Annotated in this window: 13 protein-coding genes; 7 read left to right on the plus strand and 6 right to left on the minus strand. The window is 73.6% G+C overall.

Annotated features, from left to right (window positions below; genetic code table 11):
- The first annotated feature begins 182 nt into the window (after positions 1 to 182).
- Positions 183 to 671 carry a flavin reductase family protein gene (locus tag ABT297_RS23420; RefSeq protein ID WP_350553162.1) on the plus strand — a complete coding sequence of 163 codons (489 nt, stop codon included), beginning with the start codon at positions 183 to 185 and terminating at the stop codon, positions 669 to 671.
- A gap of 107 nt (positions 672 to 778) precedes the next feature.
- Positions 779 to 3,067, plus strand: a complete 2,289-nt coding sequence (locus tag ABT297_RS23425) for an ATP-binding cassette domain-containing protein (protein ID WP_350553164.1) — start codon at positions 779 to 781, stop codon at positions 3,065 to 3,067.
- A 360-nt stretch (positions 3,068 to 3,427) separates the two neighbouring features.
- Here ABT297_RS23425 and ABT297_RS23430 read toward each other — a convergent pair whose 3' ends face one another.
- Complete coding sequence (locus tag ABT297_RS23430; RefSeq protein WP_350553166.1) at positions 3,428 to 3,607, minus strand: hypothetical protein; 180 nt, start codon at positions 3,605 to 3,607, stop codon at positions 3,428 to 3,430.
- 411 nt (positions 3,608 to 4,018) lie between these two features.
- Positions 4,019 to 4,492 carry a hypothetical protein gene (locus ABT297_RS23435; protein WP_350553168.1) on the minus strand — a complete coding sequence of 158 codons (474 nt, stop codon included), beginning with the start codon at positions 4,490 to 4,492 and terminating at the stop codon, positions 4,019 to 4,021.
- Between the two features lie 367 nt (positions 4,493 to 4,859).
- Between ABT297_RS23435 and ABT297_RS23440 the strand changes: the two genes are divergently transcribed.
- Both ABT297_RS23440 and ABT297_RS23445 read left to right on the plus strand, forming a co-directional pair.
- Entirely contained in the window at positions 4,860 to 5,975 is a 1,116-nt protein-coding gene (locus tag ABT297_RS23440) for a WD40/YVTN/BNR-like repeat-containing protein (protein ID WP_350553170.1), read from the plus strand.
- Positions 5,972 to 6,277: a MoaD/ThiS family protein gene (locus tag ABT297_RS23445; RefSeq protein WP_350553172.1), complete on the plus strand. Its 306-nt coding sequence runs from the start codon at positions 5,972 to 5,974 to the stop codon at positions 6,275 to 6,277. The genes ABT297_RS23440 and ABT297_RS23445 overlap by 4 nt, the downstream gene beginning before the upstream one ends.
- A gap of 44 nt (positions 6,278 to 6,321) precedes the next feature.
- On the opposite strand, the gene ABT297_RS23450 is transcribed toward ABT297_RS23445, so the two are convergent.
- From ABT297_RS23450 to ABT297_RS23460, 3 genes are all read right to left on the minus strand, one after another.
- Positions 6,322 to 6,666, minus strand: coding sequence for an STAS domain-containing protein (locus tag ABT297_RS23450; protein WP_350553174.1), 345 nt, complete (start codon positions 6,664 to 6,666; stop codon positions 6,322 to 6,324).
- A gap of 1 nt (position 6,667) precedes the next feature.
- Positions 6,668 to 8,800: a SpoIIE family protein phosphatase gene (locus tag ABT297_RS23455; RefSeq protein WP_350553175.1), complete on the minus strand. Its 2,133-nt coding sequence runs from the start codon at positions 8,798 to 8,800 to the stop codon at positions 6,668 to 6,670.
- A 160-nt stretch (positions 8,801 to 8,960) separates the two neighbouring features.
- Complete coding sequence (locus tag ABT297_RS23460; protein ID WP_350553177.1) at positions 8,961 to 9,611, minus strand: pentapeptide repeat-containing protein; 651 nt, start codon at positions 9,609 to 9,611, stop codon at positions 8,961 to 8,963.
- Positions 9,612 to 9,845: 234 nt separating this feature from the next.
- Here ABT297_RS23460 and ABT297_RS23465 point away from each other — a divergent pair, with 234 nt between their 5' ends.
- Genes ABT297_RS23465 through ABT297_RS23475 form a run of 3 tightly spaced genes read left to right on the plus strand, consistent with a single transcriptional unit; the run spans position 9,846 to position 12,339 of the window.
- Positions 9,846 to 10,724 carry an ABC transporter substrate-binding protein gene (locus tag ABT297_RS23465; RefSeq protein ID WP_350553179.1) on the plus strand — a complete coding sequence of 293 codons (879 nt, stop codon included), beginning with the start codon at positions 9,846 to 9,848 and terminating at the stop codon, positions 10,722 to 10,724.
- A gap of 17 nt (positions 10,725 to 10,741) precedes the next feature.
- Positions 10,742 to 11,596 carry an amino acid ABC transporter permease gene (locus ABT297_RS23470; protein WP_350553181.1) on the plus strand — a complete coding sequence of 285 codons (855 nt, stop codon included), beginning with the start codon at positions 10,742 to 10,744 and terminating at the stop codon, positions 11,594 to 11,596.
- A complete protein-coding gene (locus tag ABT297_RS23475; RefSeq protein WP_350553183.1) occupies positions 11,593 to 12,339 on the plus strand; it encodes an amino acid ABC transporter ATP-binding protein in 747 nt (248 codons plus the stop codon). The genes ABT297_RS23470 and ABT297_RS23475 overlap by 4 nt, the downstream gene beginning before the upstream one ends.
- 96 nt (positions 12,340 to 12,435) lie before the next feature.
- On the opposite strand, the gene ABT297_RS23480 is transcribed toward ABT297_RS23475, so the two are convergent.
- Positions 12,436 to 13,743: an LLM class flavin-dependent oxidoreductase gene (locus tag ABT297_RS23480; RefSeq protein ID WP_350553185.1), complete on the minus strand. Its 1,308-nt coding sequence runs from the start codon at positions 13,741 to 13,743 to the stop codon at positions 12,436 to 12,438.
- Positions 13,744 to 13,764 lie beyond the last annotated feature (21 nt).

Raw genomic sequence — 13,764 nt, forward strand, 5'->3', positions numbered from 1 at the left:
CGGAGCAAGCCCGGCGGGTGTCGTCGAAGTGGTGGCGGTCCGTGGGTCGATCCCGCGGACCGCCACGGACGGGCCTGCGGGCCCATGACCTCTGGCGCTCGCGCAACCCCTTTTGTGGAGTTGACCTCGACCGGCTTTGTGGGGTTGACCTCGACCGGGGTCGAGGTTCTACCGTCGGAACGGTGAACACCGGCATCGACATCAGCGTGGTGGAACTGTTCAAGGCCGCCTTCCGCGGGTATCCCACCGGGGTGGCCGTCATCTCCGTCATGGGTCCCGACGGCCCGGCCGGGCTGACCGCTTCCAGCGTCGCGTCGGTGTCGCTCGCGCCGCCGGCCCTGTCGTTCTCCGTCATGGACTCGCCGTCGGCCATGGTGATCACCGCCGCCGACCGCCTGGTCGTGAACCTGCTCGGGGCGGCACACGCCGGCCTCGCGCACGACTTCGCGCGCTCGGGCGGCCCGCGCTTCACCGGCGAGCAGGGGTGGGACGGCCTGCCCACCGGAGAGCCCGTGCTGCGCGGCGCGCAGGCCGTGCTGCGCTGTGTGCCGCTGCACCGGCTGCCGGTCGGCGCATCGACCGTGGTCGTGGCCGAGGTGGTCGGTGTCGCGATCGGGCCGGCCGCGGGCCGCCTGATCTACCACGAGCGCCGGTTCATCGCCGGGGGATAAGTGGCCGATGGGGGTCGGCGATCAGCCTGGTGCCGCTCGTCACCCTCGCGTCGGGCCGGTCGGCTGTCAGGCCTGCGCGCAGGTCGCTGCCCGGTTAGGGTGGCGCGGTGTATGTCGCCGACAGTCACGACCTGATCCAGGTCCATGGTGCCCGTGAGAACAACCTGAAGAACGTGAGCGTCGAGATCCCGAAGCGCCGGTTGACCGTGTTCACCGGGGTGTCGGGGTCCGGCAAGAGCTCACTCGTGTTCGGAACGATCGCCGCCGAGTCCCAGCGGCTCATCAACGAGACCTACAGCGCGTTCGTGCAGGGCTTCATGCCCAGCCTGGCCCGTCCCGACGTCGATCTGCTCGAGGGGTTGACCACGGCGATCATCGTCGACCAGGAGCGGATGGGTGCCAACTCCCGGTCCACCGTGGGCACCGCCACCGACGCCAACGCGATGTTGCGGATCGTGTTCAGCCGGTTGGGTGAGCCGAGCGCGGGGCCGGCGTTCCACTACAGCTTCAACGTGCCGGCCGGCGCGTGCCCCCGATGCGAGGGCATGGGCACCGTGACCGACATCGACCTCGACGAGCTGTTCGATCGCGACCGGTCGCTCGCCGAGGGCGCCATCACGATTCCCGGCTACAACGCCGACGGATGGCAGGTCCGCATCTTCGCCGCGTCCGGGTTCATCGACCCGAACAAGCCGATCCGCGACTACGACGAGCGGGAGCTGCACGACTTCCTCTACAAGGAACCGGTCAAGGTCAAGATCGAAAAGATCAACATGACGTACGAGGGGCTCGTCCCCCGCGTGCAGAAGGCGTTCCTCCAGAAGGACAAGGAGGCGCTCCAGCCGCACATCCGGGCCTTTGTCGAGCGCGCCGTCACGTTCGCCTCGTGCCCGGAGTGTGGCGGCACCCGCCTCAACCAGGCCGCGCTCGCCTCGCGCATCAACGGCATCAACATCGCGGATGCCTGCGCGATGCAGATCAGCGACCTCGCCGCATGGGTGCGCGGCATCGACGACCGCTCGATCTCGCCGCTGCTGGCGACGCTGCAGCGGACCCTCGACTCGTTCGTCGAGATCGGACTCGGTTACCTCAGCCTCGACCGGCCGTCCGGAACGCTGTCCGGCGGCGAGGCGCAGCGCACCAAGATGATCCGGCACCTCGGATCGAGCCTGACCGACGTGTCCTACATCTTCGACGAGCCCACCGTGGGGCTGCACCCGCACGACATCCAGCGGATGAACGGCCTGCTACTGCGGCTGCGCGACAAGGGCAACACCGTGCTGGTGGTCGAGCACAAGCCGGAGGCGATCGCGATCGCCGACCACGTGGTCGATCTCGGACCGGGCGCGGGCGGCGCGGGCGGAACGGTGTGTTTCGAGGGCACCGTTGACGGACTGCGTGGGAGCGGCACCCTGACCGGTCGCCACCTCGACTACCGGGCCCGGCTCAAGCCGCACACCCGGAAGCCCGCGGGCGCGCTCGCGATCCGCAACGCGACGCGGCACAACCTTCGCGACGTGAGCGTCGACGTCCCGCTCGGCGTGCTGTGCGTCGTCACCGGCGTCGCCGGGTCGGGCAAGAGCTCGCTCATCCACGGCTCGATCCCGAAGGGCGCCGGCGTCGTCTCGGTGGACCAGGGCGCCATCCGGGGTTCGCGGCGCAGCAACCCCGCCACCTACACGGGCCTGCTCGACCCGATCCGGACGGCCTTCGCGAAGGCCAACGGCGTCAAGCCGGCGCTGTTCAGCGCCAACTCAGCCGGGGCCTGCCCCAACTGCAACGGCAACGGCGTCATCTACACCGACCTGGCGATGATGGCCGGCGTCGCGACGATGTGCGAGGAGTGCGAGGGCAAGCGGTTCCAGGCCACGGTGCTCGAGTACAAGCTCGGCGGCCGGGACATCAGCGAGGTGCTCGGCATGCCGGTCACCGAGGCCAAGGAGTTCTTCGGCGCGGGCGAGGCGAAGAACGCGGCCGCGCACGCCATCCTGGCCCGGCTGGCCGACGTCGGGCTGGGCTACCTGAGCCTCGGCCAGCCGCTCACCACGCTGTCCGGCGGCGAGCGGCAACGGCTGAAGCTGGCCATCCACATGGCCGAGAAGGGCGGCATCTACGTGCTCGACGAGCCGACCACCGGCCTGCACCTGGCCGACGTCGAGCAGCTGCTCGCGCTGCTCGACCGGCTGGTCGACGCCGGCAAGTCGGTGATCGTGATCGAGCACCACCTGGCGGTCATGGCATCCGCCGACTGGATCATCGACATCGGCCCGGGAGCCGGCCACGACGGCGGGACGGTCGTGTTCGAGGGAACGCCCGCGGACCTGGTCGCGACCCGCCAGACCCTCACCGGCCAGCACCTCGCCGAATACGTCGGAGCGGGCGAGGCCGCGAAGTAGCGCCGCGTCGGTGCCCCGGCCGGCCCGTCCTCCTCGCGGGGGAGCGCGCCGGCCGGGTCATGACCGCTGTGGGCCGCCGCCGACCGCGGCACGCCCGGGAGAACAGGGGCGCGCTCGGCCCGTGGCTGACGCTGGAGGACTTCGCCGAGCTTCGACCACGCGTTCCAGCCGCCGAGCGGGCCCCGCCCTGGTCGCGCACCAGCACCCCGCGGCGGGCGAGCAGCCGGCCGAGGCGGGCGGCGTAGGCATCACGGCCGATCGAGGCCACGCGCGGGGATCCCGCCATCAGCAGCCGGGCCGCACGCCGGGCGCCGGATGGCATGGTCGCGGCGATGGCGGCGGCGATCAGCGTCACGGTGCTCATCCGCCGGGTGTACCGCTCGATCGTGCCGTCGGCCGCCGTCGCGACCTCGGTTCCTTCTTCTTCGCCGAGGTCCTCTTCGTCGGGCTCTGCTCGCCCGGGACGGGCTCCCAGCGCAGCTCGGGCGCGCGGCGCTGCCAGGCCGCACGCTCGGCGGAGGTCTCCAGCAGCAGGATCACGCGCAGGATGGCGTTGGCGAGGTGCGCGGTGCGGGACTGGGCCGCGGCCGCCAGCGCCGAGGAGGCCAGGGAGAGGCCGGGTTCGTGGCGCGCGGACGGGCGACGCGATCCAGCGCCCGGCGCAGCCGCGGTACGTGGTCGACGGCGGCGAGGATGGCGGCGAGCTCCCGCGGTGCCGCGGGCAGGCGTAGCGCCCGGCCCGCCGTCGCGCTCACGGCGCCGGCGATGTCGACGGCCAGCTAGACGACGTCGCCCGTCAGGTCGCCGACCGGCTCCGGACCGGCGGGCCGGTCCGCGTGGTCGTCCGGAATCACTCCGGTCATCGGGCAGCGGCGGCGGTCAGGCGGTGTTCGCGGCCGGCGATGGCGTGGCGTCCGCGCCCGGTGGTCGCGCGGCGCACGGTACCGGCGCTCACGCGGCGCTCGCGGCCGGCGCCCCACCGGTGTGCCGGCGCCCGGCGATCCACAGGCCCACGGCGAGGGCGCCGGCGACCGGCCACTCCAGGACGCCCAGCGCCGCGAGGACGCCGACACCGCCGTAGTACAGCAGCCGCGGTGGCGGTGGCAGCGCCGACGCGGCCGCCTTGAGCACCCAGCGCGCCTCCGCGATGAGCGGGCGCGCCGACGACATGGGCAGGTGGACGACCGGCACCCGTATGCGCGCGAGCGGCAGCTCCTCCCAGCGCACCCGGCCGTGGCCGTCGTGCCGCTCCTCCTCCGGGCCGGCCGCGCGGCCGGCCGGGGCCGCGGCTCGCCGCCGGCCGCCGGTCTCGGGCTTGGCGGTGCGGGTCGCGGTCGTGCGCCCGCTGGCTGTAGCCCGGGCGGTTCCTCCGCCACCGGACCGCGAGCCTGCGCCGGGTCCCGGCCTCGTCCTGGTCTCGGCCATCGTGACACCTCCGCACCTGGCAGGCGCCGGCCTCTGCGCCCGGCGCGAATCGGCGGCCTACCCCGCCTCGCTCCGGTCAACCGCGGGCTCCCGATCAGCCGAGGGTGTCCGCCGGGGCGAACGCTCTCCGCCCGTCCGCGCCGGCGCGCGTTTCCGGCCGGACGAGGGCGCCCGGCCGGCTGTGCTCAGCTCGGCGCAGTGGACGCCCTCAACCTGGCGCGGCGCCGCCTCCAGCCGCCGGACGAATGGCCGGTCAGGGGCGAGGACCGGTGCGCGCGGGGTTCTCCTCGATCGAGGGACCGGATTCGCCGCAGCGGTGGAGGGCCGGCGGCATCCGTGCGACCATGCGAGACGGGGGTGACACGAAATGAGCGGAGTTCGGGTACTGGTCGGCACGCGCAAGGGCGCCTTCATCCTGACCGCGGACGGCGCGCGGCAGCACTGGCAGGTCGACGGGCCGCACTTCGGCGGCTGGGAGGTCTACCACGTCAACGGCTCGCCGGCCGATCCCGACCGGCTCTACGCCGCGCAGTCCGGCGGCTGGTTCGGGCAGTTGATCCAGCGCTCCGACGACGGCGGCCGCACCTGGGAGCCGGTCGGCAACGACTTCACCTACGACGGCGACGTCGGCGAGCACCTGTGGTACGACGGCACGCCGCGGCCCTGGGAGTTCAAGCGGATCTGGCACCTGGAGCCGTCCCGCGACGACCCCGACACGGTTTACGCCGGGGCCGAGGACGCCGCGCTGTATCGCTCCACCGACGGCGGCCGCGAGTGGCAGGAGCTGACCGCGCTGCGCACCCACGAGTCCGGGCCGCGCTGGCAGCCCGGCGCCGGCGGCATGTGCCTGCACACGATCATCCTCGACCCGGTGCACCGCGACCGGATCTACGTCGCCATCTCGGCGGCCGGCGCGTTCCGCTCCGACGACGCCGGCGGCACCTGGCGGCCGATCAACCGCGGGCTCGTCTCCGGCCAGATCCCCGACCCCGACGCCGAGGTCGGGCACTGCGTGCACCGCCTGGCGATGCACCCGTCGCGGCCCGATGTGCTGTTCATGCAGAAGCACTGGGACGTCATGCGCTCCGACGACGGCGGCGGGTCCTGGCGCGAGATCAGCGGCGACCTGCCGACCGACTTCGGGTTTCCGATCGCGGTGCACGCGCACGAGCCGGAGACCGTCTACGTCGTGCCGATCAAGAGCGACTCCGAGCACTACGTCCCGGACGGCCGGCTGCGCGTCTTCCGCAGCCGCAGCGGGGGCGACGAGTGGGAGCCGCTGACCGCGGGCCTGCCGCAGGAGAACTGCTACGTCAACGTGCTGCGCGACGCGATGGCCGTCGACACGCTCGACCCGTGCGGGATCTACTTCGGCACCACCGGCGGGCAGGTGTACCGCTCGGCCGACAACGGCGACACCTGGGCGCCGATCGTGCGCGACCTGCCGACCGTGCTCTCGGTCGAGGTACAGGCGCTGCCGTGATCCGCGTCGTGCTCCCCGCGCACCTGAGAAACCTGGCCCGCGTCACCGGCGAGGTCCGCCTGGACCTCGAGGCCGGAGACGGTGAGGTCACCCAGCGGCTGCTCCTCGACGCCCTCGAGGAGCGGTATCCGATGCTGCGCGGCACGATCCGCGACCGCGCCAGCGGGCAGCGGCGGGCGTTCGTGCGCTTCTACGCCTGCGAGGAGGACCTCTCCAACGACTCCCCGGACGCGCCGCTGCCCGCGCCGGTCGCCACCGGCGCGGAGCCGCTGCTGATCGTCGGCGCGATGGCGGGCGGCTGAGCCACCCCGGCCGGCCCCGCCGCGGCGAGGCCCCCGCGGGCTGCCTAGGCCATCTCCGCCAGCGCCGTCTCGACGTTCTCGGTGAGCAGGTCCGGCAGGAAGCCGATGAGCTCCAGCGTGTACCGCACCATGCCGTCGGTCGGCGCGGCGACCCGCACCGGCGCGCCGCGGTCGCTGAACGCGGTCACCATCCGGTCCAGGCACAACAGGCCCGCGCTGTCCAGGAACGTCGTCTCGGTGAGGTCGACGACGACGCCGGTGGCCGCGCGTACGCCGGCGAGGACGTCGCGTTCGACCAGCGGCGCGTTGGCGTGGTCGATCTCGCCGAGGAGCCGCACGACCTCGCAGCCGTTCGCGGTGAACACCCGGACCTGACGCTCCTCGTCCACGTCAACGCCTCCCGACGCCGGTGCGCCGGCGCATCAGGACCGTGGTGCCCGTACCACGGTCGATCACGAGTTCGTCCATGAGGCGCCCGATCAGCGCCAGTCCCCTCCCGCGGCGCAGCGCCACGCGCGGCGGCCGCCACTTCCCGCTGTCGCTGACCCGCACCGCGACGCTGTCGCCGTCGACCTGCGCCAGCACGCCCACCGGCCGGACCTCGTCGAACTCGTAGCCGTGCTCGATGGCGTTGGCCACGGCCTCGGCGGTGGCCAGCACGATGCCGAACCGGTCGTAGTCGCCGACGCCCCGCTCACCCAGCCACGCGTCCAGCGCGGCGCGCAGCCCGGCCAGCGCCGACATCCGAGCCGGGACATCGGCGCGGAACGGCGCGGCGTCGGTGTAGTCCAGCGCGAGCAGGCACATGTCGTCGTGGCCGCCGCCGCTGGGCAACATCGCGTCGCTGAGCCGCCCGGCCAGCGCCGGCAGCGGGGTCTGCCAGTGCTCGGCCGCGAGCGCCGCCAGCCGGTCGAGGGCGTCGCGGAACCGCTCGCCGCGGCGCTCGACGAGCCCGTCGGTGTACAGCACCAGGCGGGACCCGTGCGGCACCCGCACCGACGCCTCGCTGCGCGCCCGGCCGGCCGCGGTGGCGCCGAGCGGTCCGGAGCGCGCCTCCCACAGGTAGCTCGGCACCCCGCCCGGCTCGACCAGCAGCGGCGGCGGGTGGCCGGCGCAGGCGTAGCGGAGCACACCGGTGGCCAGGGACAGCTCGGCGTAGGCGAGTGTGGTCATGCGCCCGGCCGCGAACGAGGCGACGAAGTCGTCCATGTGCCGCAGCAGTTCGGCCGGTCCGTCGTGCGCGGTGGCCAGCGCCCGCACGGCGCTGCGCAGCTGGCCCATCGCGCTGGCCGCGCGCAGGCCCCGGCCCACCACGTCGCCGACGACGATGCCGACGCTCTCCGCCGAGGTCGCGAAGACGTCGTACCAGTCGCCGCCGACCTCCAGCGAGTGCACGGCCGGTCGGTAGGCGGTTACGACGTGGTACCGCGGATCCGCCGGCCACTCGCCGGCGAGCAGGCTGCGCTGGAGGGTGAGCGCGACCTCGCGGTCGCGCTCACCGAGCCGGGCGTTGTCCAGCGACAGCCCCGCCCGGTCGGCGAGGTCGGCGAGGAACTCGGGGCAGGCGTGGTCGGCGATGGCCGTGTCGGCGGCGACGAGCAGCAGCGTGCCGAGCACGGCGTTGCGGGCCCGCAACGGCAGCACCGTGGCGCGGCGGCCGTCGGCGGCCAGCAGCTGTACCGCGGTCACCGCCTCGCTGCCGCGCCCCGCCGTGTGGACGGCGGCCAGCACGTCGTGCGGGATCGTCCAGCCGCCAGGGTGTGGTCCGTCGGCGGGCGCGACGGACCGCCAGCCGGGCTCCCCGGCGAGGTCGAGGTCGATCTGGGCATACGCGGCGATGTCCGGGACGAGCAGCTCGACCAGCCGGCGCGCGCGGCCGGTGAAGCCGACGGTCTCGTCCAGGTCGCGGCTCAGCCGGGCCAGGAAGCCGGCCAGCCGGTCCTGCCGGGTCGTCTCCTCCAGCAGCCGGATCCGGTCCAGGGCCTGCCCCGTCTGCCGGCCTATGGTGCGCATCAGCTCGATCTCGTCGTCGTCGAGCGCGCACCCGGGCGACAGCGCGAAGGCCACCACCCCGAGCACCCGCCGGCCGGCCAGCAGCGGCATGACGACCCGCGGTCCGTCCTCGGCGTCGCCGTCGACCCGGACGATGTCGAGCCGGGCCACGGCGCGCGCCTCCGGCCCGGGGTCGTCGAGCGAGATCAGCGGGTCCTGCGCACCGTCCGCCGGGTGCGCGTCCCGGTGGCCGAGCGGGCGCAGCGCCGCCTCCTGCGGATGCAGCAGCCACACCCGGGTCCGCGTCGCCGCGAACGCCTCGCCGCCGAGCCACGCGATCGGGTCGCGGATCTGCTCGGCGCGCTCGATCGCGGCGCAGCGCACGACCATCTCCTGCAGCAGCCGGATCCGCGTCGCGTTGCGCTCGGCGCGGCGGCGCTCGGCGAGCAGTTCCCGCTCGTAGGCGCGCCGGGCCGCCACGTCGAACACCGTCATGTCGGGCTGCGGCTCCGGCACGGTCAGGCCTCCCACCGTCGCACAACCCTCACGGGCCGTGACGCTACTCGCACCGGGCGCGCATCGTAAAGCCGACATGCCCGGCCGGTTGTCCCGCCCGAGCCGGCGCGGCGGTCGCCGTCTCCCCGGTACCGTCCACAAGGGACCGCGGCGTCCGGGGCCGGCGGCGCGGTGCTCAGCGCGGCCTGAGATGCCCGTCGCACGAGCCGCCGGTCGACTTCACGCCGTCCGGGCACACGACGTTGACCCACGAGGTGCCGGAGAGGTTGGCGCCGTCGAGCCGCGCGCCGCGCAGGTTGGAGTCGGTGAGCGTGGCGTTGGTCAGGTCGGCGCCGCGCACGTCGGCGTCCTTGAGGTCCGCCCGCACGAACGAGACTCCGTGCAGGTTGGCGTCGCGCAGCCGGGCGTGCTCCAGACCGACGTCGGTCAGGGTGCTCTCGCGCAGGTCGGCGCCGCCGAGGTCGGCGCGGACGAGCTTCACACCGGTGAACTCCGCCGAACGAGCCACCGCCAGGGTGAGGTCGGCCGCGGTCAGGTCGACGTCGGTCATGGCGGCGTCGCGCAGCGTCGCCCGGTGCAGGTTGGACCCGCTGAGGTTCGCCGCGCCCACCGGTCCGTCTACCGTGGACCGTTCGAGGTTGGTGCAGCGCATCGGCCGCCCGTCGAGGTCCAGCGCGGTAACTGTCCGCCCGTTGAGATCGGCGGACCCTGCGGCGGCGCAGCGGTGGCCGTGGTCGGCGCCGTCGCCGCGGTGCCACGACAGCACCGCCGCCACGATGGCCAGCGTGACGAGGTAGATCGCGCCGACGGTCCGGGGTGCCGGCATGCCTCCATGATGCTCGTCGCCCCGGCGGCCGCCGGATGATGCGCCGGGGGAGGGTGACCCTCGGGCGCGCCGCCGGCCGGGGGTGTTTCGTGCCGCGGCGGCCGACGGGCACGCGTCGCGGACTCCTGAGCACGATCGCAACGAACGCGTTCGTCATCCACCGGCGATCCGGGGCGCGTGATGGGCCCCACCTTTCCGATATTCCTGACCGGAATAGTGGTTATGATCCCGGCCATGCGTCCCGCGACCCTCCTCCTCGCGACCGGGCTGGCCTCAGTCCTGGTGGCCGCGGCCGGCTGCGCGCCCGCCGACGACAACACCGCGGCGCCGGCCGCGTCCGGTGGCAGCCCGAGCGCCGGTGCCTGCGCGCCGGCCCAGCTCAAGACCGTCGCCGCGGGTAAGCTCACCGTCGGCACCGACGACCCGGTGTATCCGCCGTGGTTCAACGACAACAAGCCCGACAGCGGGCAGGGCTACGAGTCCGCCGTCGCCTACGCCGTGGCGGCCAAGCTCGGCTACGCCAAGGACCAGGTGGTCTGGACCCGCGTCACGTTCAACAACGCCATCGCGCCCGGGCCGAAGACGTTCGACTTCGACATCAACGAGTTCTCCATCACCGACGAGCGCAAGAAGGCCGTCGACTTCTCCTCCCCGTACTACGACGTCACCCAGACCGTCATCGCGCTGAAGAGCTCCAAGATCGCCGGGGCGAAGACCCTCGCCGACCTCAAGGGCGCCAAGCTCGGCGCGCAGGTCGGCACCACGAGCTACCGGTCGATCACCGAGGTCGTGAAGCCGGACGCGCAGCCATCGGTGTACAACAACAACGACGACGCGAAGAAGGCGCTGCAGAACGGGCAGATCGACGGGCTCGTGGTCGACCTGCCGACCGCCTTCTACATCACCGGGGCCGAGATCACCGACGCCGCGATCGTCGGGCAGCTGCCGGCGCTGTCCGGCACGCCGGAGCAGTTCGGCCTGGTCCTCGACAAGGGCTCAGCGCTCACCGGCTGCGTGAGCGGGGCCGTCGACGCACTGCGCTCCGACGGCACGCTGAAGAAGCTGGAGCAGCAGTGGCTTTCGGCGGCGCAGGGCGCCCCGACGCTGTCCTGACCCGTCGCCCGGACCCGATGCCCACCCCCACGGTGCCCAGGAGCGCCGTCCAGCTCGAGCGCGAGGCGTACCGCCGCCGGCAGACGATCCTGTCGGTGGTGGTCGCCGCCGTCTCCACGGCCGTGGTCGGCGGGCTGCTGCTCGCCGCCGTCACTGGCGCGCCCGGCTGGCGGCGGGTCCGGGAGAGCTTCTTCGACCCGCACACCGCGCGCGAGGCGCTGCCGGCGGTGGCTCGCGGCCTGTCGCTCAACCTTCAGCTGCTGCTGTTCTGCGCCGCCGGAGCCCTGCTGCTCGGGCTCGGCCTCGCGATGCTGCGCACGCTGCGGCCGGCGGTGTTCTTCCCGCTGCGCGCGCTCGCGACCGGGTACACGTACACCTTCCGCGGCCTGCCCCTCATCATCACCATCTACCTCTTCGCGTTCGGCGTGCCCGGGCTGCGCCTGTCGGGTACGCCCTCGGTGCTGGTGCTCGGCGGCACCGCGCTGGTGCTGACGTACGGCGCCTACATCGCCGAGGTGTTCCGGGCCGGCATCGAGTCGGTGCACCCGTCGCAGCTGGCGGCGGCGCGCTCGCTCGGGCTCACCTACCGCCAGACCATGCGCCACGTCGTGCTGCCGCAGGCGGTTCGCCGCGTCGCCCCGCCGCTGCTCAACGACCTCGTCGCGATGCAGAAGGACGTCGGCCTCATCTCGCTGGCCGGCCCGGTCGACGCGATCCGCGCCGCGCAGATCGAGACGTCGGTCTCGTACAACTACACGCCGTACATCCTCGCCGGGGTCCTGTTCGTGCTGCTGGCGATCCCCCTCGTCGCCGTGACCGACTGGGTCACGGTCAGGGCGGCCCGCCGCCAGTCCGGAGACAACGCCCTATGACCACCGTCCTGTCCGTCGACGGCGTGCACAAGGTGTTCGGCGCCCGCCCCGTGCTGCGCGGCGTCTCCCTCGACGTGGCCGAGCACGAGGTGGTGGCGCTCATCGGCGCCAGCGGCTCGGGCAAGTCGACGCTGCTGCGCTGCGTCAACCTGCTGGAGCCGGTCGACGACGGCACGATCCGCCTCGACGGCGAGGACATCACCGACCCCCGGGTGAACCCCGACCGGGTCCGCCGCCGCATCGGGATGGTCTTCCAGGCGTTCAACCTGTTCCCGCACATGTCGGTGCTGGACAACGTGACCCTCGCCCCGCGGCGGGTGCACGGCCTGCCGGCCGCCGAGGCCCGCGAGCGGGCAACCGCCCTGCTGACCCGGATCGGCCTCGCCGAGCTCGCCGGCGCCTACCCGGACCGGCTCTCCGGCGGCCAACAGCAGCGGGTCGCCATCGTGCGGGCGCTGGTGAACGCGCCACGGCTGCTGCTGCTCGACGAGGTCACCTCAGCGCTCGACCCGGAGCTCGTCGGCGAGGTGCTGTCACTGATCCGCGACCTCAAGTCCGACGGCGTCACCATGCTGCTGGCGACGCACGAGATGGGCTTCGCGCGGCAGGTCGCCGACCGGGTCTGCTTCCTCGACGGCGGGGTGCTGGTCGAGCAGGGGCCGCCGGAACAGGTCCTCGGTGAGCCGCGGGAGCCGCGGACCCGGCAGTTCCTGAGCCGCATCATCGAGGCCGGAAGGCTCTGAACCGCCGCCACACCATCCTGCAGCCTGCCTCGCGCCCGGCCCCGCCGTCATGACCCGCGGGGTCATCGGCACGGGGACGGGCGCGGGCGCGGGGTATCACCCGCGGGCGTCGAGCGGCGGCAGGTCGAGGTGCTCGCGCAGGGTGGTGCCCTCGTACTGCGTGCGGTACACTCCGCGCTCCTGCAGCTGCGGCACCAGCCGGTCCACGACGTCCTCCACGGTGCCGGGCAGCAGCTGGGGTATCAGGTTGAACCCGTCGACGGCGCGCGTGCGCACGTAGCGGGCCCACTCGTCGGCGATCTGCCCCGGCGTGCCGACGAAGGTGCTGTGTGCCCCGGGCGAGACCTCGATGACCAGGTCCCGGATCGACAGGTTGCGCTCGGCGGCCAGCGCGCGCCACTGCCGGATCCGCTCGAGCTTGCCGGTGCGCAGCTCGATCGTGAGCGTGCCGCGCGACGGGTCCAGCTCCTCGTCGGTCGGGTCGATGTCGGGCAGCGGGCCGTCCGGGTCGTAGCCGGACAGGTCCTTGCCCCAGAACTGCTCCAGGAAGGCGATGGCGCGCGGGCCCGTGGTCTGCTCGCGGCGGATCCACGCGGCCCGCTCCTCGGCCTCGGCCGGGGTGTCGCCGAGCACGACCGACGCCCCGGGCAGGATGCGCACCGCGTCGGGGGAGCGGCCGTAGGCGGCCAGTCGGCGGCGCAGGTCCTCGGCGTAGGCGACGGCCTTGTCGTACTCGGTGTTCGCGGAGAACACGACGTCGGCGTGCCGGGCGGCCAGGTCGCGCCCGCCGGGGGAGTCGCCGGCTTGGAACAGCACCGGGCGGCCCTGCGGGCTCGCCGGCACCGTCGCCGCCGCGCGCAGGTCGACCAGGTCGGTCCGCCGCTCGACGACCTCGCCGGGGGCGGTCGCCCACAGCGCCTTCGCGGCCTCGACGAACTGCTCGGCGCGCTCGTAGCGCCGCTCGTGCGGCAGCCAGCCGCCGTGCCGGAAGTTGGCGCCCGTCCACGCGTTGTCGGTGGTGACGACATTCCACCCGGCGCGGCCGCCGGAGACGAGGTCGAGGCTCGCCAGGCGCCGGGCGAGGTCGGCCGGGAAGTTGTACGTCGTGTTCTGCGTGACCACCAGCCCGATGCGCTCCGTGGCCGCGGCGACGGCGGCGAGCTGGGTGATCGCGTCCGGCCGCCCGGCCACGTCGAGGTCGTGGATCTGGCCGCGGTTCTCCCGCACGCGCAGCCCATCGCCGAGGAAGAACGCGTCGAAGAGGCCGCGCTCGAGGGTCCGCGCCACGTGGACGAACGTGTCGATGTGGGTGTGCGAGGCGAAGTCGGGCCGGGTCCACAGCAGGTTGGGGCCGACGCCGGTGAAGAAGACGCCGAGGTGCAGCCGGGGCTTGGGGTCGCTCACGATGGGCTCCTTCTCAGACGC

Origin of the sequence: Dactylosporangium sp. NPDC000555 (genome assembly GCF_040300025.1) — a bacterium.
Classification (GTDB): domain Bacteria; phylum Actinomycetota; class Actinomycetes; order Mycobacteriales; family Micromonosporaceae; genus Dactylosporangium.